This is a genomic window from Candidatus Thiodubiliella endoseptemdiera (assembly GCF_964212635.1).
GTDB lineage: Bacteria > Pseudomonadota > Gammaproteobacteria > PS1 > Pseudothioglobaceae > Thiodubiliella > Thiodubiliella endoseptemdiera.
Map to the genome: position 1 here is coordinate 1,315,836 of NZ_OZ156463.1, position 20,296 is coordinate 1,336,131.

At 37.7% G+C, this 20,296-nt stretch carries 31 protein-coding genes; 17 read left to right on the forward strand and 14 right to left on the reverse strand.

Annotated features, from left to right (window positions below; translation table 11 throughout):
* Positions 1 to 9 precede the first annotated feature (9 nt).
* The 12 genes from AB8525_RS07065 (at position 10) to AB8525_RS07120 (ending at position 8,514) form a co-directional block, all read left to right on the forward strand.
* A complete protein-coding gene (locus AB8525_RS07065) occupies positions 10 to 828 on the forward strand; it encodes a 4Fe-4S binding protein (protein WP_369177104.1) in 819 nt (272 codons plus the stop codon).
* A complete protein-coding gene (locus AB8525_RS07070) occupies positions 828 to 1,406 on the forward strand; it encodes a 4Fe-4S dicluster domain-containing protein (protein ID WP_369177106.1) in 579 nt (192 codons plus the stop codon). Before AB8525_RS07065 ends, AB8525_RS07070 begins: the two co-directional genes overlap by 1 nt.
* A gap of 104 nt (positions 1,407 to 1,510) precedes the next feature.
* Positions 1,511 to 1,993 (forward strand): hypothetical protein, encoded by a 483-nt coding sequence (locus AB8525_RS07075; RefSeq protein ID WP_369177108.1) that lies wholly within the window; start codon positions 1,511 to 1,513, stop codon positions 1,991 to 1,993.
* Entirely contained in the window at positions 1,987 to 2,595 is a 609-nt protein-coding gene (locus tag AB8525_RS07080) for a 4Fe-4S binding protein (RefSeq protein ID WP_369177110.1), read from the forward strand. The genes AB8525_RS07075 and AB8525_RS07080 overlap by 7 nt, the downstream gene beginning before the upstream one ends.
* A gap of 819 nt (positions 2,596 to 3,414) precedes the next feature.
* Complete coding sequence (locus tag AB8525_RS07085; RefSeq protein ID WP_369177111.1) at positions 3,415 to 4,200, forward strand: Crp/Fnr family transcriptional regulator; 786 nt, start codon at positions 3,415 to 3,417, stop codon at positions 4,198 to 4,200.
* Positions 4,201 to 4,202: 2 nt separating this feature from the next.
* On the forward strand, positions 4,203 to 4,361 hold the full coding sequence (locus AB8525_RS07090) for a hypothetical protein (RefSeq protein ID WP_369177112.1): 159 nt from the start codon (positions 4,203 to 4,205) through the stop codon (positions 4,359 to 4,361).
* Between the two features lie 132 nt (positions 4,362 to 4,493).
* Positions 4,494 to 5,063, forward strand: coding sequence for a Yip1 family protein (locus AB8525_RS07095; protein WP_369177114.1), 570 nt, complete (start codon positions 4,494 to 4,496; stop codon positions 5,061 to 5,063).
* Between the two features lie 4 nt (positions 5,064 to 5,067).
* Positions 5,068 to 6,507 (forward strand): cytochrome-c oxidase, cbb3-type subunit I, encoded by a 1,440-nt coding sequence (gene ccoN / locus AB8525_RS07100; protein WP_369177116.1) that lies wholly within the window; start codon positions 5,068 to 5,070, stop codon positions 6,505 to 6,507.
* 10 nt (positions 6,508 to 6,517) lie between these two features.
* Positions 6,518 to 7,120 carry a cytochrome-c oxidase, cbb3-type subunit II gene (gene ccoO, locus AB8525_RS07105; protein ID WP_369150422.1) on the forward strand — a complete coding sequence of 201 codons (603 nt, stop codon included), beginning with the start codon at positions 6,518 to 6,520 and terminating at the stop codon, positions 7,118 to 7,120.
* Complete coding sequence (locus AB8525_RS07110; protein ID WP_369150423.1) at positions 7,120 to 7,278, forward strand: hypothetical protein; 159 nt, start codon at positions 7,120 to 7,122, stop codon at positions 7,276 to 7,278. The genes ccoO and AB8525_RS07110 overlap by 1 nt, the downstream gene beginning before the upstream one ends.
* On the forward strand, positions 7,271 to 8,149 hold the full coding sequence (gene ccoP, locus AB8525_RS07115) for a cytochrome-c oxidase, cbb3-type subunit III (protein ID WP_369150425.1): 879 nt from the start codon (positions 7,271 to 7,273) through the stop codon (positions 8,147 to 8,149). Before AB8525_RS07110 ends, ccoP begins: the two co-directional genes overlap by 8 nt.
* 53 nt (positions 8,150 to 8,202) lie before the next feature.
* Positions 8,203 to 8,514, forward strand: a complete 312-nt coding sequence (locus AB8525_RS07120; RefSeq protein WP_369177118.1) for an ArsR/SmtB family transcription factor — start codon at positions 8,203 to 8,205, stop codon at positions 8,512 to 8,514.
* A gap of 155 nt (positions 8,515 to 8,669) precedes the next feature.
* Here the strand turns inward: AB8525_RS07120 and AB8525_RS07125 are convergent, their stop codons facing one another.
* The 3 genes from AB8525_RS07125 to AB8525_RS07135 are packed head-to-tail and all read right to left on the reverse strand — an operon-like array spanning position 8,670 to position 10,661.
* The gene (locus AB8525_RS07125) at positions 8,670 to 9,233 is read right to left on the reverse strand and encodes a thioredoxin family protein (protein ID WP_369177120.1); all 564 of its coding nucleotides are present in this window, start codon (positions 9,231 to 9,233) and stop codon (positions 8,670 to 8,672) included.
* Positions 9,234 to 9,249: 16 nt separating this feature from the next.
* Positions 9,250 to 9,987, reverse strand: coding sequence for a ThiF family adenylyltransferase (locus tag AB8525_RS07130; RefSeq protein ID WP_369177121.1), 738 nt, complete (start codon positions 9,985 to 9,987; stop codon positions 9,250 to 9,252).
* Complete coding sequence (locus AB8525_RS07135) at positions 9,987 to 10,661, reverse strand: TatD family hydrolase (RefSeq protein ID WP_369177123.1); 675 nt, start codon at positions 10,659 to 10,661, stop codon at positions 9,987 to 9,989. Before AB8525_RS07135 ends, AB8525_RS07130 begins: the two co-directional genes overlap by 1 nt.
* Before the next feature lie 265 nt (positions 10,662 to 10,926).
* On the opposite strand from AB8525_RS07135, the gene rplM reads away from it, so the two are divergent.
* From rplM to AB8525_RS07155, 4 genes are all read left to right on the forward strand, one after another.
* Entirely contained in the window at positions 10,927 to 11,355 is a 429-nt protein-coding gene (rplM, locus tag AB8525_RS07140) for a 50S ribosomal protein L13 (RefSeq protein WP_369177125.1), read from the forward strand.
* A gap of 21 nt (positions 11,356 to 11,376) precedes the next feature.
* Complete coding sequence (gene rpsI, locus AB8525_RS07145) at positions 11,377 to 11,772, forward strand: 30S ribosomal protein S9 (protein WP_369150437.1); 396 nt, start codon at positions 11,377 to 11,379, stop codon at positions 11,770 to 11,772.
* Positions 11,773 to 11,843: 71 nt separating this feature from the next.
* Positions 11,844 to 12,035 carry a hypothetical protein gene (locus tag AB8525_RS07150; protein ID WP_369177127.1) on the forward strand — a complete coding sequence of 64 codons (192 nt, stop codon included), beginning with the start codon at positions 11,844 to 11,846 and terminating at the stop codon, positions 12,033 to 12,035.
* Positions 12,025 to 12,501 carry a hypothetical protein gene (locus AB8525_RS07155; protein ID WP_369177129.1) on the forward strand — a complete coding sequence of 159 codons (477 nt, stop codon included), beginning with the start codon at positions 12,025 to 12,027 and terminating at the stop codon, positions 12,499 to 12,501. Before AB8525_RS07150 ends, AB8525_RS07155 begins: the two co-directional genes overlap by 11 nt.
* An 81-nt stretch (positions 12,502 to 12,582) precedes the next feature.
* On the opposite strand, the gene AB8525_RS07160 is transcribed toward AB8525_RS07155, so the two are convergent.
* Genes AB8525_RS07160 through AB8525_RS07185 form a run of 6 tightly spaced genes read right to left on the reverse strand, consistent with a single transcriptional unit; the run spans position 12,583 to position 16,049 of the window.
* The gene (locus AB8525_RS07160) at positions 12,583 to 13,290 is read right to left on the reverse strand and encodes a glucosaminidase domain-containing protein (RefSeq protein WP_369177131.1); all 708 of its coding nucleotides are present in this window, start codon (positions 13,288 to 13,290) and stop codon (positions 12,583 to 12,585) included.
* Positions 13,287 to 13,817, reverse strand: coding sequence for a histidine phosphatase family protein (locus AB8525_RS07165; protein WP_369177133.1), 531 nt, complete (start codon positions 13,815 to 13,817; stop codon positions 13,287 to 13,289). The genes AB8525_RS07160 and AB8525_RS07165 overlap by 4 nt, the downstream gene beginning before the upstream one ends.
* A complete protein-coding gene (locus AB8525_RS07170) occupies positions 13,814 to 14,785 on the reverse strand; it encodes an NAD(P)H-dependent glycerol-3-phosphate dehydrogenase (RefSeq protein WP_369150442.1) in 972 nt (323 codons plus the stop codon). Before AB8525_RS07170 ends, AB8525_RS07165 begins: the two co-directional genes overlap by 4 nt.
* On the reverse strand, positions 14,778 to 15,029 hold the full coding sequence (gene grxC, locus AB8525_RS07175) for a glutaredoxin 3 (RefSeq protein ID WP_369177135.1): 252 nt from the start codon (positions 15,027 to 15,029) through the stop codon (positions 14,778 to 14,780). Before grxC ends, AB8525_RS07170 begins: the two co-directional genes overlap by 8 nt.
* Before the next feature lie 9 nt (positions 15,030 to 15,038).
* Positions 15,039 to 15,461 (reverse strand): rhodanese-like domain-containing protein, encoded by a 423-nt coding sequence (locus AB8525_RS07180; protein ID WP_369150447.1) that lies wholly within the window; start codon positions 15,459 to 15,461, stop codon positions 15,039 to 15,041.
* A gap of 9 nt (positions 15,462 to 15,470) precedes the next feature.
* A complete protein-coding gene (locus AB8525_RS07185; protein ID WP_369150449.1) occupies positions 15,471 to 16,049 on the reverse strand; it encodes an aminodeoxychorismate/anthranilate synthase component II in 579 nt (192 codons plus the stop codon).
* A gap of 50 nt (positions 16,050 to 16,099) precedes the next feature.
* On the opposite strand from AB8525_RS07185, the gene AB8525_RS07190 reads away from it, so the two are divergent.
* Positions 16,100 to 16,249, forward strand: a complete 150-nt coding sequence (locus tag AB8525_RS07190; RefSeq protein WP_369150451.1) for a hypothetical protein — start codon at positions 16,100 to 16,102, stop codon at positions 16,247 to 16,249.
* 88 nt (positions 16,250 to 16,337) lie between these two features.
* Here AB8525_RS07190 and cmoA read toward each other — a convergent pair whose 3' ends face one another.
* Genes cmoA through AB8525_RS07215 form a run of 5 tightly spaced genes read right to left on the reverse strand, consistent with a single transcriptional unit; the run spans position 16,338 to position 20,140 of the window.
* Entirely contained in the window at positions 16,338 to 17,051 is a 714-nt protein-coding gene (gene cmoA / locus AB8525_RS07195) for a carboxy-S-adenosyl-L-methionine synthase CmoA (RefSeq protein ID WP_369150454.1), read from the reverse strand.
* On the reverse strand, positions 17,044 to 17,511 hold the full coding sequence (locus tag AB8525_RS07200) for a chorismate lyase (protein ID WP_369177137.1): 468 nt from the start codon (positions 17,509 to 17,511) through the stop codon (positions 17,044 to 17,046). The genes cmoA and AB8525_RS07200 overlap by 8 nt, the downstream gene beginning before the upstream one ends.
* A gap of 10 nt (positions 17,512 to 17,521) precedes the next feature.
* Positions 17,522 to 17,674: a hypothetical protein gene (locus AB8525_RS07205; protein ID WP_369150457.1), complete on the reverse strand. Its 153-nt coding sequence runs from the start codon at positions 17,672 to 17,674 to the stop codon at positions 17,522 to 17,524.
* A gap of 18 nt (positions 17,675 to 17,692) precedes the next feature.
* Positions 17,693 to 19,753, reverse strand: a complete 2,061-nt coding sequence (gene recG, locus AB8525_RS07210) for an ATP-dependent DNA helicase RecG (protein WP_369177139.1) — start codon at positions 19,751 to 19,753, stop codon at positions 17,693 to 17,695.
* Entirely contained in the window at positions 19,754 to 20,140 is a 387-nt protein-coding gene (locus AB8525_RS07215; protein ID WP_369150461.1) for a RidA family protein, read from the reverse strand. It lies immediately after the preceding gene.
* Positions 20,141 to 20,296 lie beyond the last annotated feature (156 nt).

Genomic DNA, 20,296 nt, shown 5'->3' on the forward strand with positions numbered 1-20,296 from the left:
TATGATGTTATGGAATTTATAACCAACCCTTTTGTTGGTAATGACCCTGCAAATGATTTAGATGCTATTAAAGGGACAACTTGGTCGGGTGTCTTCTTTGATTTTAAACTGTCGGATCCGTTGGCTGGATTGGGACAATTTGTTGCCAGTTTGTCTCTATACCAACCGTTGTTAATTGCCATAGCAGTACCAGTGGTTTTAACCGTTTTATTGGGTCGTTTTTATTGTGGCTGGATTTGTCCCGCAACCTTTCTATACGAACTCAATACCAATATTAGGTTATTGCTAAAACGATTGGGTTTTAAAACAAATAATCAGCATATTAGTCGCAGTCTTAAATATTATGTTTTGGCTTTAGGGCTTTTATTATCGGCCTTTTTTTCCACCATATTTGTTGCCAGCGTTTACCCGCCTGCCATTATTGGGCGTGAAATATTTTATCTGATTGCTTTAGGGGGATTTGGCTCTGGATTGGTGTTTTTTACCCTCACTTTGTTGTTTGATTTATTGGTGGCACGACGCGGATTTTGTCGTTACCTTTGTCCGGGTGGTGCTTTGTATTCTTTGCTAGGGCGTTATAGATTGTTGCGTATTCAACGCAAGGTTGATCAATGTAATGATTGTGCAAAATGTAATGCAGTATGTGAATTTGGATTAGACCCTTTGCGTGATGATTTTGGTCAAGAATGTAACAATTGCACCGCTTGTATCGCTATTTGCCCCACAGATGCACTGACATTTAAGGTGCAAATAAAAGATGCACCCAATCAAGGTCCGGGGCATTTGGGTAAAATATATTTGCGTAATTTAGAGAAACAATCGCACTGATGAAACGGCGTAACTTCATTATTTCAACACTTGGCTCAACAGTGGTTGCCAGCATACCGTTTGCTATAACTCGGTTATTAGCACCAGAGGTGCATGCTGGAGACGGTGCCTATTTATTGCCACCAGGGGCGTTGTCGGATTTGGGTGAATTTAATTCTGCCTGTATAGGTTGTGGACTTTGTGGCGAAGTTTGTCCACCAAAGTGTATTCAATTTCATAAAAGAGACGCAGGGTCGGCAGCTCAAACCCCTTATATTAACCCTGAACAAAGAGGCTGTATATTATGTGGTAAATGTATGACGGTTTGTCCAACAAAGGCACTCAGCGTTACCAAACCTAGCGAAGTCAGTATGGGGGTTGCTAAAATTGATCGTTCAGCTTGTTATCCATGGACAGACAAAGGGGTTTGTGGTGCTTGTGTCTCTGTTTGCCCTATCGGTAGTAAGGCAATTGATTACAAACTATGGAAGCAGTATCGCCCCGTTGTTAAAGAGGGTTGTGTGGGTTGCGGTATGTGTGTTGAAGTTTGCCCTCAACCCAGTTTACCCATAGGTATTGTTGAACGCTCAAAAATGTAATATTTGTTATGAAAATTCCCTTCTTATTTTTATTGCTATTGAGTTTGACAACCCTTTTTTCACAAACTTTAGCACACCATATATTGGGAAGACCCGCTTATGGCTTGAACGAAGATTCAAATACGCCACCCAGCACACAAATTGAAAATTTTCTCGGGAAGTTTTTTGTTACTTATATGGTTTACCCCGCATTTCCTCGTCCTAATGTAGCGGGACGCATTAATCTTTATGTGACCACAATTGAGGAAAACCAATCTTTTGATGGCAGCATCACTTTCGAAATTAAAGCAGACAGTTATTTTTCTGATGAGGCTAAAATTATTGGTGTGCAACAAATTGACGACAATGTTTACCGACAAAAATTTGTTGTGGAAGAAGCTGGTGATTATATTGTTACTGCTAGATTTACAGACAATGATAAACCCTATACGATTGATTTTCCATTACGCATCGGTGTTCCATCACAAATTACTTGGACAATGAAGATTGTAGCAGGTATTTTTATACTATTAATGGTGGTCAGTTTTATTCAACGCAGACGATTAGGGCAAATGCGTATTCGTGATACAGAAAAAAGACAATGGTAGATTTAGACCGCAGAGCTTTTTTTAAACATGGATTAAAGCAGATAACAGAAACTGCCGTTCAATATGTTGATAAAAAAACCACCGCAAAAGCCACCCAATGGATTCGCCCTCCATATGCGATTAACGAACTGGCGTTTATTTTGGCATGCAACCAATGTGGTAACTGTATAGATGCTTGTCAATATAAGGTCGTCTTTCCATTGCCAGCAAATTACGGTATCAGTGTTGTCAAGACACCCGCATTAGATTTAAACAATAAAGGCTGTCATTTGTGTACAGATATACCCTGTGTTACTGCGTGTGATACGGGGGCACTTAAACTGCCAGAACTGCCTGAATTGTCTGAATCTACTGCCAATGATAATGAAAAAATCAATACTATTGCCTTTGAAAAAATGGCAACAGCCACTATTATTACTGAAGAGTGTTTGCCTTTTAAAGGCCCAGAATGTGGTGCTTGTGCTGCCAGTTGTACTATTGAAGGTGCACTGACATGGAATGGCATAAAACCTGTTATCAATAATGATTTTTGTGTAGGTTGTGGTATGTGCAGGGAAGTTTGTATTGCCAATCCAAAAGCGATTGCCATTAGACACTTTTAAAAATCCCAGCATAATTTATACCCCCAAAATACCATTTTTTTGAAAACACCTTAAATTAAAATTTTAGTAACTACCTTTTAGTAACTACCTTCTCAGGCAAACCGACGATTTTACCCGCTTGTTTAGCAAGGCTCTTTTTAAGCACACTAAAACAAACAATTATCAGCACTTTTTAGTGTCATTCCTTTTATAAATGGTATAAGTCATACTTGGAATACCAACAACCCCTAAAGCCCACCTGTAATCTCCGTTAAATTATATTCATCAAAGCATAAATCATCACTTGAATACCTAAGGTAATAATGACAAAATAATCCTTGTAGAGACCTTTGCATAAATATGAATAATCATCAAAACACCATCTTTCATCAAATTACAAACTTTTTATAAACACCCTTAGCCCTGCTAGGAGTGGATTTAAAAAATTTCCAATTTAATAAAATCTGTCATTTTGCTAATCATCCCTATTTATGCAAAGGTCTCTTGTAAGTTCTCAATGCAAATAATAAAAGGGACGCTTGTATCTATCTTTGCAATCTCTACTTTTAGATTGGAATATTAGTATTTCATTATATGTAGCGATATTTTTGTTATAATATGTCAAGTTGTCATCATTCAAAAAAATAGAGCGTGCAAAAATAGTGCCACCCTTTGACTCTATCTGTGTTTTTAGAAAATATTGAGTCCCACACACAAATTCGGTGGTTATTTTTTTATCAATACAAACTGGCAAGGGTAGATACAAGTGTTAGGTTTGTGCGCTTTATTTTTTTAGATTAGGATAATACTAATTATTTCCTTTATAAATACCTTGAGAACATGACGAATAAGACAAACATTGGTAATTTAAAACCTGCTAGTTGTAATCGATGCACAGTTAGGGCAAGAACTTTATTTGGTACAGTTGACGAGAATAAAATTCCTGCAACACAGACATATCGTAATGAATATTGTCATTTTTCAGCGGGTGAAATTATCCATCAAGAGCAACATAGTATTGATTATGCGTTTACTTTACACACTGGCTGTCTTATTTTATATAACGACTTGAGTAGTGGTGAACGACAAATTTTAAGGGTTGTACTGCCGGGGGATTTTGTGGGTTTTAGTCGTAATAATAAAGGGGAATTACTTTATTCCATTAAAGCAGAAAGCGATTCACATGCCTGTTTATTTTTTGATGAAAATGTGACTAAAATGGTGGGTGAAAATTCTGAGGTTGCTAAGCGACTCATTGAATTACAAGCACATGAAACCAGTTTATGTCAACAGCGGCTATTAAATTTAGGGCATAAAACTGCCGCTGAAAGTTTGGCGTATTTAATTATGGAACTGTATGCGCGTATGCGTGTGCAATCTCCTAAAGACTTTAACTTTATAACGGGTGAGGCATTTTTCCCTCTCAGTCAGGCGGATATGGGCGATGCCTTAGGTTTGACTAAAGTGCATGTAAATAGAGTTATTGCTCGTTTTAAAAATCAGGGGTTAATTGTTTATGGACATAAAAAAATGCGTGTGATTGATGAGAAAAGCCTTTCGGCAATTGCACAATTTGATGTTAATTTGATTGAAGACCCATTTCGTCAATTTGAGACCTTTGCATAAATATGAATAATCATCAAAACGCCATCTTTCATCAAATTACAAACTTTTTAAAAACACCCTTAGCCCTGCTAGGAGTGGATTTAAAAAATTTCCAATTTAATAAAATCTGTCATTTTGCTAATCATCCCTATTTATGCAAAGGTCTCAATTTATTTAAGTAAAAGCAATCTATGTTATTTACTTATGTCGCTCAACTCAGTTATAATGTTCTTAAACATATTTAAAAAATGTTAGAGAAAAAAGTACACTTTTTAGTATAATTTATCGTATTCAACCATAAAGAGAGCAAGGTTATGATTCAAAAAAGTATTCAGCGTTTAGCCGATTCACAATATTCCCCAGCCCAGTTATTTTTTGGGTTTTCGTTTTGGTTAATTCTTATTCCACCTATTAGTGCTTTTTTGGGTATGCATTATTACGGTTGGTCACTCGGTATTGGTGACCCCATTCGTTTGCCATTGACAGAATCAATCGCTATTACTATTTTTTATTTCTTAGCACTTATTGCTGGTTTTTTTATTACCGCATTGACAATTAAATGGATGTCCACTGTCTATGCACCTAAGGCAACTTTAAAAGATGCTTTTGCTGTGGTTACCGTGGTTACCACACCGATTATGTTAGGCGGTATAGCGCATTTATATCCTTCAATTTTATTCCATGTCATTGTGCTTTCCCCCATTTTTGCATTAAGTGGTTACTTGATATTTGCTTCCATTCCTGTGTTATTAAAAACGGATTATGATCGAGGTATTTTTATGGGATGTTCGCTGTTTGGTTTTATATCAACTGCCGGTATCTCTTTATTAGGCATTAGTGCCATTGCTTGGGTTCACGGTATCGGCCCTAATTTAGGAGTTTAATTTTATGAATAAAGATATTTACTATACGGATTCTGCCACTGTTTTCCTGATATTTTGCACCATGATTTGGGCGATTATTGGTATGAGTGCAGGTGCTTATTTGGCATCTGAACTGGTGATGCCATGGTTGAATTTTGATATTGCAGAAATTACCTTTGGGCGTTTGCGTCCGTTCCATACCAATGCGGTTATTTTTGGTTTTGGCGGTTCAGCATTGATTGCAACTGCATTTTATAGTGTGCAACGCACCTGTCATGTGCGTTTGTTTTCGCCAAAATTAGCATGGGTTGTAGCAATTGGTTGGCAAATTGGTGTGGCAGTAGGTGTCGCCAGTTTGTTAATGGGTTACACCTCTACTAAAGAATATGCTGAGTTTGAATGGCCAGTTGATGTTGCCGTTGCTATTGTTTGGGTAAGTTTTGGCATTGTATTTTTCGGTACACTCGCTACTCGAAAAATTCGCCCAATTTATGTGTCTAATTGGTTTTATGGTGCATTAATTATTGTGATAGCAATGTTGCATATTGTAAATAATTTGGCAATACCTTATAGCTGGACTCAAGCATATCCTGTTTACGAAGGTGCACAAGATGCAATCGTACAATGGTGGTATGGGCATAACGCAGTGGGATTTTTCTTAACGGCAGGCTTTTTAGGTATGTTTTATTACACATTGCCAAAACAAGCGGGCAGACCTGTTTGGAGTTATCGTCTATCAGTTATTGCTTTTTGGGCATTTGTTTATACCTATATTTGGGTAGGACCACATCACTTACATTACACTTCAATCCCTGATTGGCTAATGACTGTAGCATTAGTAATGAGTATAATTTTAATCCTACCTTCTTGGGCAACGATGTTGAATGCGGTAATGACCATGAGTGGCGCTTGGGATAAATTACGCACCGACCCAGGAATGAAGTTTGTTGTGGTATCAATGATTTTTTATGCCTTATCTACTTTTGAAGGTCCGATGTTGGCAATCAAAAGTGTGAATGTTATCAGTCATTACACCGATTGGACAGTAGGACATGTGCATTCAGGGGCACTTGGCTGGAACGCCTTTGTTACCTTTGGCACGATTTATTTTCTAGTGCCTAAGTTAGTGGGTGCAACTGGTTTATACAGTAAGCGTTTGGCAAATATACATTTTTGGTTGGCATTGATGGGTGTTCTGGTTTATATTGTCGCGTTATGGGCATCAGGTGTAGCACAAGGCATTATGAATTTAGCGATTGATGATTATGGGCAATTAAGTTATAGTTTTGTTGATATTATGCTGACGACTATCCCTTATCACTGGATGCGTTTAGCTGGTGGCTTGATGTTCTTGTCAGGTGCATTGTTAATGACTTATAATTTGTATCGGACTTACGCTATGAGCAAGCATAATTTACCCGTTTTGGTGAAAATACCAAAAGTCCACCCAGGCAACGAAATTTAGGAGAGTTTAAATGTTAAAACTACACAGAACTATTGAAAGTAATTCAGCCTTATTAATGTTTGGTATTTTGATTGTCTCCATGATTGGTGGCTTTGTACAAATTGTACCGAATTTATTTGATGAGTCTTTGCACAAAGGTACAGAAAATGTGAAACCTTATACCGCTTTACAATTAACAGGTAGAGATATTTATATTCGTGAAGGTTGTGTCGGTTGTCACTCCCAGCAAATTAGACCTTTGGTGGCAGAAGTAATGCGTTATGGTCAGGCTTCAGTGGCGGGCGAGCATATTTATGACAGACCATTTTTGTGGGGCTCGAAACGCACAGGACCTGACTTAGGCAGAGTGGGCGGTAAATATAGTGATAAATGGCATGAATTGCATTTGACTAACCCGAGATCGGTTGTGCCTGCCTCTATTATGCCTGCTTACCCTTGGTTGGCTAAAAATAAGGTTGATGCAAAGGATATTACTGCCAAATTGGAATTACTTAAGTGGTATGGACACCCTTACACGGACGCAGAAATTGAACAAGCAGAGCAGGCGATTAGCGGTAAGACAGAGTTAGAGGCAGTGATTGCCTATTTACAAGTGTTAGGGACTTTTCGCTAATGTGGCAGTTTATTTTGATTGGTGATATAGTAGCCATGGGGTTTATGATTGCCTTGGTTATGCGGATGTCAATGAAACAAAGCAAAGAAGCGCAAGATTATTGTATGAATATTCCTTTATTTGACGAGGAAGAAGTAACAGGAGAGAAACATGGCTAATTTACCTTTTTTTTGGCAGAGTGTCGTCGTTATATTAACGGCTGGTGGTTTAATTTATTTATTAACATTGGGTATTAGTATCTATTTTAGTAAAGCATCAGATGTTCATGATGTGAGTTGGGATGAGACCTTAGAAGAGGGCACTAATCCAGCACCAGCATGGTGGTTTTGGTTGGGCATTAGTGCGGCAATTTTTGCAATAATATATATGATTTTTTACCCAAGTTTTGGTAATTATAAAGGTCTGCTTGGTTCAAGTAATGTAAAAGAGTATGTTAAGCATAAAGAAAATATTGATGATGAATATTACAAAGAGCTTGATATGTTAAAGCGTTCAGATATGGTTGCTTTGCAATTTAATGCCGATGCAATGAAGTTGGCGAGCAATACTTTTGCACAGTATTGTGCCTCTTGTCATACTGATAGTGCAGAAGGTCAAATGAATTTCCCTAATTTAATGGATAACGCTTGGATTTGGGGTGGTTCAGTTGAACAAATTACGCAAACTATTACCCATGGAAGAAAGGCGATAATGCCATCGTGGGGCCCCGTATTGGGTGAAGAGGGTGTTAATAAGGTTGCTAATTATGTAAAAAGTATTGCCGACAATACCTATGTTAAGGGTCAACATGTCGCTGGAAAGGCAAAATTTCAGCAATTCTGTATCGCTTGCCATGGTGCAAATTTACAAGGAAATCCAATAGTTGGCGCACCTAATCTAGGTGACAGCGCTTGGATTTACGGGGGTGATTTAGACAGTATTAAAACGACTATTACCAAAGGTAGAAACGGTGTCATGCCAGCACATAAAAATAGATTAACACCATTACAAATTAAGTTATTAACAGCTTGGTTAAGCCGTAATAATTAGTATTCTATAGTTAAAGAGAATGAAAGACCACCCTTGAGGTGGTCTTTTTAAAAATGATAAATAACATAGAATTATTAAAAAAGGACGAAGATGTTGAAAGAGCTGCAAAAGCTTTAAAAGCGATGGCACACCCACTGCGTTTAAAAATTCTATGTGTATTACAAAATGATGAATTACCTGTATTTAAAATCGGTGAGAAAATCGGTACTTGTCAATCTAATGTTTCTCAGCATATTGATATTCTTAGAGCTAAAGGCATTGTTGAATCGCGACGCGAAGGTAATAAGGTTTTATGTAGGGTAAAAGACGCAAAAATATTGACATTAATGGTCAATATGCAAACAACTTTTTGTTCTAAAGGTTAGTTTAATACCATTTGAGACCTTTGCATAAATATGAATAATCATCAAAACGCCATCTTTCATCAAATTACAAACTTTTTAAAAACACCCTTAGCCCTGCTAGGAGTGGATTTAAAAGATTTCCAATTTAATAAAATCTGTCATTTTGCTAATCATCCCTATTTATGCAAAGGTCTCCATTTAATCGAACATCCTATTGAAGGGCTTTGTTGTTTTGGACCTTGCCCTGTAGTTGCCACTTGGTGCATAGCTTCAAACAAATCGCGTTTCACATCAGCGTCCGCGGATTCTTTGCGTGATGCATCAAGTCTGCCACGGTATTGTAATTCTAAATTGGCGTTATAGCCAAAAAAATCTGGAGTGCAAACTGCACCGTAGGCTTTGGCAACTTCTTGAGTTTCATCAATTAAATAAGGGAAAGAAAAATCCATTTCTTTGGCAATTTTTTGCATATTATCAAAAGAATCGGCTTCATATTCATCAGGGTTGTTTGACATAATTGCTACAGCATTCAGACCTGATTTTTTGAGTTCTTTGGTATCACGAATGATGCGGCCAATAATGGCTTTGACATACGGGCAGTGGTTGCAAATAAACATTATTAGTAATCCATTCTCACCTCGGCAATTGGCTAAATTGTATATTTTTCCATCAGTACCTTTGAGGTTAAAATCAATCGCAGGAATATTGAAGTCACAAATTGGAGTTTCAGTGCTTACCATTGTTATTGCCCTTTTATTATTCTTTAATTAAAGTCTGTATTATATGTCCTGCCATCATTAAACCAAAAATATTTGGCATATAAGAAATAGCACCATTCACAGCCCTTGGTCTTCCTGTTGGGGCAGTGTCGGTGGCAGTAACTGCTTGATGGGGTAATGCCTTAATTGGCACTTCGGTGGAATGCACAACGGGAAATTTCATTGATGCTCTGATGCGTCGCAGCTGTTTGCGCATTTCTCGTGCTAAGGCACAGTTTTCGGTTTTATCCATGTGTGAGATTTTAACTTTGGTCGGGTCTAATCGTCCGCCTGCACCCATACTGGAAATAATCGGTTTGCCTGACTGGTTGCAACTGTTAATCAATACCGTTTTGTAGGCAATTGCATCAATACAATCTGCGACAAAATCCAAATCTTCTGCTACTGCGATGGCTTGTGCTTTGTTACGGTCAATAAATTCGTTGCGTTTGATAATCATAGTGTCGGGGCTGATATCGTGTAGTCTATCGGCAAGGACATCAATTTTGTTGAGTCCGAGCGTTGAATTGAGTGCCACTAATTGTCGATTTAAGTCGGTGCGTTCAATAATATCAAAGTCCACCAAAGTCAAAGTGCCAACCCCCGCCCTACAGAGTGCTTCAGCACAAGCACCACCCACACCACCCAATCCAGCAATGAGTATGTGCGATTCTGCTAAACGAGCCAAGCCTTGCTGACCGAGTAATATTTCTGTGCGTGCACAACTTCCACTCATTATTGCAACCTAAAAAGTGAGATGGCGTTATTATCACATTGTGCAACCAATTTTTCCACTGAAATTTGTTTAATTTCGGCAATAGTTTCAGCAACTAAGGATAAATCTTGTGCATTGGGATGGTCATCAGTTTCAATAAGCAGTGATTCTATCGGTAGGGCTTTTACAATTTTTTGCAAACGAGTCGATTTTGGATTAGTAACTTGTAGTCCAAAGCCCAAATAAAAACCCATTGAGATTAAAGTAATTGCTTGTTGTTCGCTACCTGAAAAACCGTGGATTTCCCCCACCACCTTTGGATATTTTTTCAAGAGAAAAATCACATCTTCAGTAGATTTAACCGCGTGAATAATCACTGGCAAGTCATAGCGTTGTGCTAATTTTAATTGTGAAGTAAAAAAATGCAATTGTTCTTTTTTGTCAATATCTCGTGCATAATCCAAGCCAAACTCACCAATAGCAACGGGATTATTACATTTAATCAGATATTCCAACTGCTCTAAATCCTGTTGCTCGTGGTATTCCACCATCCACGGATGAATACCTAATGCAAAATAGGGATACGATTGCACAGCCGTCCAATTTTGACTACCAACACTCGGAACAATAGCGACTGCATTTTCGACAATACCAGTTACTTCCTCAAAATCAAGATGTGCATGTGAATTAATCATAGTGAGTATGATACTTTATTAGAGACCTTTGCATAAATATGAATAATCATCAAAACGCCATCTTTCATCAAATTACAAACTTTTAAAAACACCCTTAGCCCTGCTAGGAGTGGATTTAAAAAATTTCCAATTTAATAAAATCTGTCATTTTGCTAATCATCCCTATTTATGCAAAGGTCTCTATTAATAAATTATTAAGAGATAATCAACACCCAACTTCAAAAATGATTATAATAGTCCGATTATTTTGTAAGAATACAGACATATGAAAACATTTAGCGCTAAAGCACATGAAGTGAAAAGAGATTGGTTATTAGTGAATGCTGATGGCAAAACATTAGGCCGTTTGGCAACAGAAGTTGCATCTCGTCTTCGTGGCAAGCATAAGCCCGAGTTCACACCGCATACAGATACAGGTGATTACATTGTTATTATCAATGCAGAAAAGGTAACGGTAACGGGTAAGAAATTTGACGATAAGATGTATCACCACCACACAGGTTATGTGGGCAATTTAAAATCAATTGCATTTAAAGATTTACAAGCAAAGAAACCCGAAGAGATTATTAATAAGGCAGTGAGAGGTATGTTGCCAAAAGGTCCTTTGGGCAGAGATATGTTCAGAAAGATGAAAGTATTTGCAGGTGCTGAACATACGCATAGTGCACAACAACCCCAACTTCTAGAGATTTAATTTTAAGGTAATAAAAAGATTATGGCAAAGACAGAAACATTTTATGCAACAGGCAGAAGAAAAACCTCGGTAGCGCGTGTTTATATGACCAAAGGTAAAGGTGTGTTTACCGTCAATAAACGCCCAATGAGCGAGTACTTCGGACGCGAAACTTCATCTATGATTATCAATCAGCCGTTAGACACGGTTGAGATGAGAGACAAATTTGACTTCAACATCATTGTTAAAGGTGGTGGCGATACAGGCCAAGCGGGTGCAATTCGTTTAGGTGTTACCCGTGCATTGATGGAATATAACAATGATTTACGCCCTGATTTGCGTAAAGCAGGCTTTGTTACTCGTGATGCAAGAGTTGTAGAGCGTAAGAAAGTGGGTCATAAGAAAGCGCGTAAGAGCGAGCAGTATTCAAAACGTTAATATTTATCCCCTAGGCGTTCTATTTTAGGGTGTAAAATCAAAATACAGTTTAAAAAGAGAGGAATAAAAAAATGAACATTATTAGTGAAGATAAAATTAGAGAAATTGTAGAGAATAAGTTTACTAAAGAAACTGGTGGCGATTATTCTGTGATAGACAATGGGTTCTCCACGGAAGATGAAAAATTCGTAAATACCTTGTTTAACAGAATTGAAAGTGGTGCTATGAAAAACCCTTACAAAAACAACAATAATGCTAGATGATATCAGTATAAGTATTTACAGAAAAAGCATAGCCATTTATATGGATGCTATTTCTGTTGATATATCAGAAGATGTGCAAATATTAGCAACAAATTCATTTTTTCAAATATATGAAACCTTCAAAAATTCGTACCCAGTTAAAGTTAAGTCGGTAGATTTGTTCAAGGTATATGCTTGGTTTCCTTATATCTTGCTTAAACATAAGGACTCTTTGGATGGGGAAGAACTCATTCATATTTCCATGGATATGCTTGATAATATTTTGCATTTGCGAGGTAAAAGAATTGACAAGAATTGGCGTAAAAAAATACAGTCTATTGCTTGTAATGGGTTTTTAGAATCCTTAGAAGACATTTCTTTTGCAAAGATTGGACTATATTCTTCGTATAAAACAGCTTCCCATACCAATCAAATACCTAAAGAACTTCCAGAAGATTTATTAGATACCCTAGAAGGTGTTGTTTAGACTAATTCTTGCTCATTTTAGTCTGCTTAAAAAAAACAATTATCCGCACTTTTTTTGTCCCATTACCTTTTAAAAATAGTATCAATCAAAACGACTTAACTTATTTTGTCGAATGATACTTTGCACCAACTCAATATACTTGTAACCAACCGCTGAATATTTATCCAAGCCTTCGGATAGACTTTTACCTGTAAGTTTTAGTCCGTGCTTGCGTTTGTAAGCTCTGATTTGTCTGAGCAATTTATAAGCATGGTTGCGGTTTAGATTGAGCAAGTAATATTCGATTGATTTATTAGTTGAAGCAAAGTTCATTACTTCGTGCTTAGCACCTTTGTTGCGATTTTTAGGCATGACACCACAGCCTTTGCTGAAACACCAAATACCAAAATAGTTATTCCAGCGTTTAGCAAACCGTGACCTACCCCAATTAGATTCAATCGCTGCTTGTGCTAATACTAAAGAAGTAGGAACGATATCTACCATTGTTAACAAGGCAGATTTATCCACTTTTTTAAGATGATATTTTTGAGCTATTTTTTTCATCTGAAATTTGCTAAATTGGTTATTTTTAATCAAAGAACGAGCAACTTTAATTTTGTTATTTTCTTCTTCCACTATCGGCAATAAATAATTAAAAAATGCAATTTTCATTTGTTTAATGTTTTTTATTTCATCAAATTTTGGCGTATTGAGTGAATTAATTAAAGAAGTGATACGCCAAGTATTACCTGCCTGTGCAGTAATAGTGCAAGTCATAGTCAGTGCCAAAATTATTTTTTTAAAGTTCATAATTCAAACCGTTCACAAGAGGCAGAAATAACTTTGATTGTAAACATTTTTTCAATCGGCAAGTTAAGTAAATGAGATTTAATCACTCTAATTACTCCTGCGCGGGCAATAATTAAAGCCGATTGATTGTTTTTTATCCGTATGATTTTTTTAAATACTGACAACACGCGTTTTTGAAAATTCAATAAATTTTCTGCCCCCTTTGGGCGATTTTTTATCGGATTTTGTTTAAATTCTTCAACTATTTTTTGCCCAATCTCTTGTGCACTGCGTCCCTGCCAATCACCAAAGCCAATTTCTTCTAGTTGCTCAAAGATTTTCATCTCAATGTTTTGTGTTTGTGATAAATGTTGGGCAAATGCCCGACAGCGGATCATCGGTGAAGTGGCAATAAAATCCCACTGCTTACCAGCAGTTGATGTTAGCATCTGTTGCCAGCCTTTTTCGGTAAGTGGATTATCGACTAAGTTGCCACGATATAAGCGACCACCTTCAGGTTCACCATGTCTTAATAAATCAAGAGTCATTCTTGAATTTGCACTCTTGACATTAAGTAATTAACCGCTTCAGTTGGCGTAGATTTACCATTAATCACTTGTGCAACTTGCTCACAAATTGGCATCTCAATACTATTCTTCCGCGCAATAGACAAAACTAACGCCAAAGTATTCACCCCTTCAACCGTCGCCCCCACATTCTTTAACGCCTGTTCCGCACTCTGATTATTCGCCAATTCCTTGCCAAACCGACGATTCCTCGACAAATCATCAGAACAAGTTAACACCAAATCGCCCAATCCCGACAACCCATTAAAAGTAGCCAATTGCGACCCTAAAGCCACGCCCAAGCGAATCATCTCAGCCAACCCCCGTGTAATTAAAGCCGCCTGTGTATTTGCACCATAACCCAACCCCGAAGCAATCCCCGAAGCAATAGCCAAAATATTCTTAACTGCCCCACCAACCTCCACACCAATCACATCATCATTGGTATAAGCCCTAAGTGCATTAGCATTAAATGCCCGCGCCCAGTAATCCCGCATTTCTTTATCCTTAGAAGCCACAACCAAAGCAGTCGGTTTACGATTAGCAACCTCCAAAGCAAAACTGGGCCCAGAAATCACACAAGGCGAATACGCACACAAAATAGACTCAAAACTCTGATGCAAAAAACAACCCGCATTTGTATCAAACCCTTTAGTAACCCAAGCAACCGCCTGATGACTTAAAAAAGGTTTAATGGTTTTCAGGGTAGCGGAAAAACCAATACTCGGCACGGCAATTAAAACCCCATCAGTATGCTGAATCTTGGACAAATCAAAGGTCAGTTCTACATTCTCAGCATAATTCACCGATAAAGCAGGGTGCTGTGCTTGCAAAGTAGTCACCTCATCTTGCGTATGCGTATGCAGAAAAATAGTATCAAAATTATCAGACAGGGCGATGGACAACGCACTACCCCAAGCACCTGCACCAATAATGGAAAGATTAGCCATTGAGGATATCGTCTAATTTACCCGATTGGTCGGCAGCGTATAAATCATCAAAACCCCCAATATGCGTACCATTGATGAATATTTGCGGCACAGTATTTCTGCCCGTTATTTCCATTACTTCGTTCCAATCGTTTTGGTCTTTGACATAATGCTTTTTGAACGGAATGCCTTTGCTTTCCAATAGTTGATAAGCTCTTTGGCAAAATGGGCAAGTATCAGAGCAATAAATATAATTCTTTTTCATAGTGTCCTTTTATTTTATTTTGATAGGAAAATTAGCCTTTTTCCAAGCGTTGATACCGCCTTTTAAACTGTAAACATGCTCAAACTCATTGCGAGTGAGCATACCTGCAATATGTGCTGAACGAGAGCCACTACGACAATAAACCAATATTTTTTTAGTGCTATCCAACTCGCCCAATTTATTCTTGACCTGCCCTAATGGAATGTGCGTGTCTTTGGCAATAAAACCCGACTTTCGTTCTTTATCTTCACGCACATCCAAGATGATTAAATCTTTTTCATCCATTAGCGTAATCGCCTCAGTTGCTGTAATTTCTTCATATTTTCTTAACTTGTCAGCGACAAGATTGCCGATAAACAAGGCGATTAAAACCACCAGCGTAATCGTGGTAAATATTTGGTCGTCATTGAGTAAAAATTCTAAAAGTTCCATACTTAATCCTTATTGATTTAAAAAGTTGTTTAACATCTCGTGTCCCTGCTCGGTCAAAATAGATTCTGGGTGGAATTGCACCCCTTCAATCATCATTTCCTTATGCCGAATACCCATAATTTCATCTATTTCCCCTTGCTCATTTTGCGTCCAAGCAGTAATTTCAAAACACTCAGGCAAACTGGATTGTTCAGCCACCAAAGAATGATAACGCGTGGCATTCAAAGGATTTTTCAAATCAGAAAATAATCCTTTATTAATGTGATGCACCAACGACACCTTGCCGTGCATAATTTTTTTAGCCCCAATTACCTTGCCACCAAATGCCTGTGTCATCGCCTGAAAACCCAAGCACACACCAAGCATCGGAATTTTACCCGCAAAATATTTAATCGCCTCAATAGAAATCCCCGCTTCATTAGGTGTGCAAGGACCAGGCGAAATAACCAAAAACTCAGGATTGAGTTTTTCAATCTCTGTTACGCTAATTTCATCATTCCGATAGACGACAACCTCCTGCCCCAACTCACCAAAATACTGAAATAGGTTATAGGTAAAGGAATCGTAATTGTCAATCATTAAAAGCATAGTAATTATCTCTTCTTAAAAAGGTTAGTCCTAGAGACCTTTGCATAAATATGAATAATCATCAAAACGCCATCTTTCATCAAATTACAAACTTTTTAAAAACACCCTTAGCCCTGCTAGGAGTGGATTTAAAAAATTTCCAATTTAATAAAATCTGTCATTTTGCTAATCATCCCTATTTATGCAAAGGTCTCTCCTAATTTTTCTAAATTCAAGTAGGGGTCATATATTATGCTTGCCTACAAGCTTACGGATATGGTTGAATTATACAAGTTTTTTTTTGCAAATTTATTTAACCGCTAAGAAAGACGCAAAATTAAGACATTGAAAATGACACAGGCTATTTACAAATCCTGCGGTGCTAAAACGCCCAAAATGGGTTTGCTCATCATCAGTTATTAATACATTTTCAATCGATTGTCTTTTGGCAGCAATTTCCATCTCGCTATAACCATTTGCGCGTTTAAAATCTAAATGCAATTTGGCAATTTCCTCTTGTTTTTGTGTATCGTTAAAGTGAATTTTTTCTGACACAATCAGCACGCCGCCTTTATTTAAGCCTTGGTAAATCTTATTAATTAACGCTTGTCTTTGTTCAGGTTTGATGAATTGTAGAGTAAGATTAAGCACCACAACTGAAGAATTTTGAATAACAATGTCTTCAATATCAGCACAAACCACTTTAAAATTCTCTATCTTACCCGTCAAATTGTCTGCACATTTTTTCGTCATTTCTATGGAATTATCCACCGCAATAATACGATTACCCTGCCGTAGATTATTGATACCAAGCGCAATAGAAGTGGCACCAGTGGAAGCACCAAGGTCATAATATTGAGAATTATCCTGCCCATATTTTCCCACCATCAAGCCAATCATCTCAATCATTGATTGATAACCAGGTACTGAACGACGCACCATATCATCAAACACAGCCGCAACACTGGCATCAAAAGTGAAATCTACCAAATCATTTTTCTTGGTAAAAATTTCATCACGCATAAAGACGCTCCAAAAAGAACTCACTAACTAATAATTGCGTTTTCCCAATAGTAAAAGTGGAACGCCTACCCCAAATATTACCCGATTGTGTAATTTGCAATTTGCCACGCACAATATCAGGATTATTAAACAAAATTTCCCCCAATGGCCTAGAGCCAATGGCAATCAAATCCTTTGTGTCGTTAGTAATTGGGATAATAGAACGCGCAAAAACCACCGCTTGTTGATTGCCTAATAATTCCACTTCACGAATAATGCAATCAGCATTCGAATGAATTAAACCCATCTCGTTATTCTGTGCTTTCCCTTGTGTTTGCGACAGCACAGTAACGGCAAAATTTGCAAAATTTTGTTTAAGTTTTTTAGTCAGCGAAGTATCATCAATCAGCCACGGTTTCACCAATGCAGGTATGCCTGTTTGCGTGTCTAAATTTTTCCAAATGAGATTTTCAGTATTCATAGAGGGTATTTTACTTTAAGAGACCTTTGCATAAATAGGGATGATTAGCAAAATGACAGATTTTATTAAATTGGAAATTTTTTAAATCCACTCCTAGCAGGGCTAAGGGTGTTTTTAAAAAGTTTGTAATTTGATGAAAGATGGCGTTTTGATGATTATTCATATTTATGCAAAGGTCTCTTTAAGTATTGGCATACTGACTTTTATCATCGCTAATCCAACGCAGGATTAAAGCTTGTTGCTTGATTGTATCTTCTTGCATAAATTGTTCACAATAAGAACGCGCTTTTTCAATTAAATATCCATCACGCACCACATTCGCAATTTTCATATCGGCAACACCCGTTTGCTGAGTGCCAAGGATTTCGCCTGGACCTCGAAGTTCTAAATCTTTATTAGCAATGGCAAAGCCGTCATTAGTTTTTCTAAGAATATCTAAACGCTGGGTGGCATTGCGACTTAACAGCGGTTGATACATTAAAATACAAATACTTTTATCACTACCCCGCCCGACACGCCCACGCAATTGGTGTAATTGTGCAAGACCTAGTCGTTCTGAGTTTTCAATCACCATTAATGAGGCATTCGGCACATTTACACCGACTTCAATCACCGTGGTTGCCACTAATACATTAATTTCCCCTTGTTCAAATTGTTGCATAATTGCCGTTTTTTCGTCTTTATTTATTCTACCGTGAATTAAAACTACCGACAATCCAGGTAAATTTTCTTGCAAATGAAGATGCGTATTGGTAGCAGATTCAGCACGCAATGCTTCCGATTCGTCAATCAAAGTACACACCCAATATACTTGATTATTAGCATCGCACACTTGCTTGATTTTATCAATCACTTCACCTTTTCGTTCATTGCTGAGTGCTACGGTTTGCACGGGCGTTCTGCCAGGGGGCAGTTCATCAATGATAGATGAATCCAAATCAGCATAAGCACTCATTGTCAATGAACGCGGTATTGGGGTGGCTGTCATCACTAATTGATGCGGGGTATTGTGGGCTTTTTGTGCCAAAGACAAGCGTTGATGCACACCAAATTTATGTTGCTCGTCAATAATCACCAAACCAAGTTTGCTAAACTCTACCGACTCTTGAAATAAAGCATGTGTGCCGACCACCACCTGTGCACCACCTGATTGGATTTTTTCTAATTGCTCTCTGCGAGTAGAAGCATTTTGTGAACCTGTCAAAAATGCCACTTCAATATTGAGTGGATTTAAATAATCAGAAAACCCTTGCAAATGTTGATGGGCAAGAATTTCAGTCGGCGCCATAACCACTGCCTGAAATCCATTTTCCACTGCCTGTAAACACGCAAATACCGCAACAATGGTTTTACCCGAGCCAACATCACCCTGCAACAACCGCAACATAGGATGATTAGACGATAAATCGACATTGATTTCTGCGATACTGCGTTGTTGCGCCTTAGTCAAATCAAAACCCAAATATTGGTGTAATTGATTAGAAAGTGTATCTTTAATAGTAAAAATATTGGCAATTTTCTGCTTGCGTTGTTCTTTGAGTTTGAGCAAACTGAGTTGTTGCGCGCAAAGCTCTTCAATAATCAATCGTTGCTGTGCAATATGACGAAATTGGGCAATTTTATCCAAATCTTCATCTTCCTGTGGATGGTGCAAGGTTGATAACGCCTGTTTCAGCGACGGCATAGAATGAGTAAACTGCTCAAAATTATCCACTAATGACGAGTTTTTTAACGCATCCATTGCCGCGTCCACCCATTTTTTCATCTGCGGTTGATGAATATTACCTGTCAATGGGTAAATCGGACTGAGTGTTTTATCCAATAAAGTGGCTTGTCCTTTGGAAATCAGCCGATATTCAGGATGGTGCATTTCCAAGCCATCTTTGCCGATTTTTACCTCACCAAAACACTGAATAATATCACCCCGCGTCAGTTGCTCTCGCTGATATTGATTAAAATGAAAAAACCGCAACAACAATCGTTGCCCATTTTCACCTGACAAATAACACAGCATTTGATGCGTTCGTGATGGAATAATTTGCACATCGTCAATCGTCAATTGCACCAAAATTTCATCACCCACACAGGCTTTATTTAATTTGGTAAAGTGAGTTTTATTTTGATAGCGAAATGGCAGATGAAACAATAAATGCTCCAAATTATAAATGCCAATCGCATTCAGGGTATCTCGTGCCTTAGGACCTAATCCGTGAATTGAAATAATAGGATCAGACAGCGTCATCTATTTAACGAAAACAGCGTCCATTTCCACTTGTGCTGCCTTTGGCAATTCTTTGACACCCACTGCCGCACGAGCAGGATAAGGCTGCGCAAAATATTGTGCCATAATGGTATTCACAATCGGAAAATGACCCAAATCTGTCAAGAAAATATTGAGTTTTACAATATTATTCAAATCCCCATCCGCCGCTTCACACACCGCCGTTAAGTTTTTAAACACCTGATGAATTTGAGTGCTAATATCACCTTCAACCATTTCCATCGTCTCAGGTATTAAAGGGATTTGCCCCGACAGATAAACCGTCGTCCCGCCCATCACTGAGATTGCTTGTGAATAAGTGCCAATAGCCTGCGGTGCCTTATCCGTTGAAATGATGTCTTTTTGCATAATAACCCTCTAAGATTGATAATATGACTGAATTTTACTGCATCTGTTTATTGTAATAAGTAAATTAGAATAAAAATAAGATTTTTAGAAAATTTATTCCTAATGTTGTATAAAAACAACAAAATCACAAAACCATTGATATAAAAGGCTAAAAAT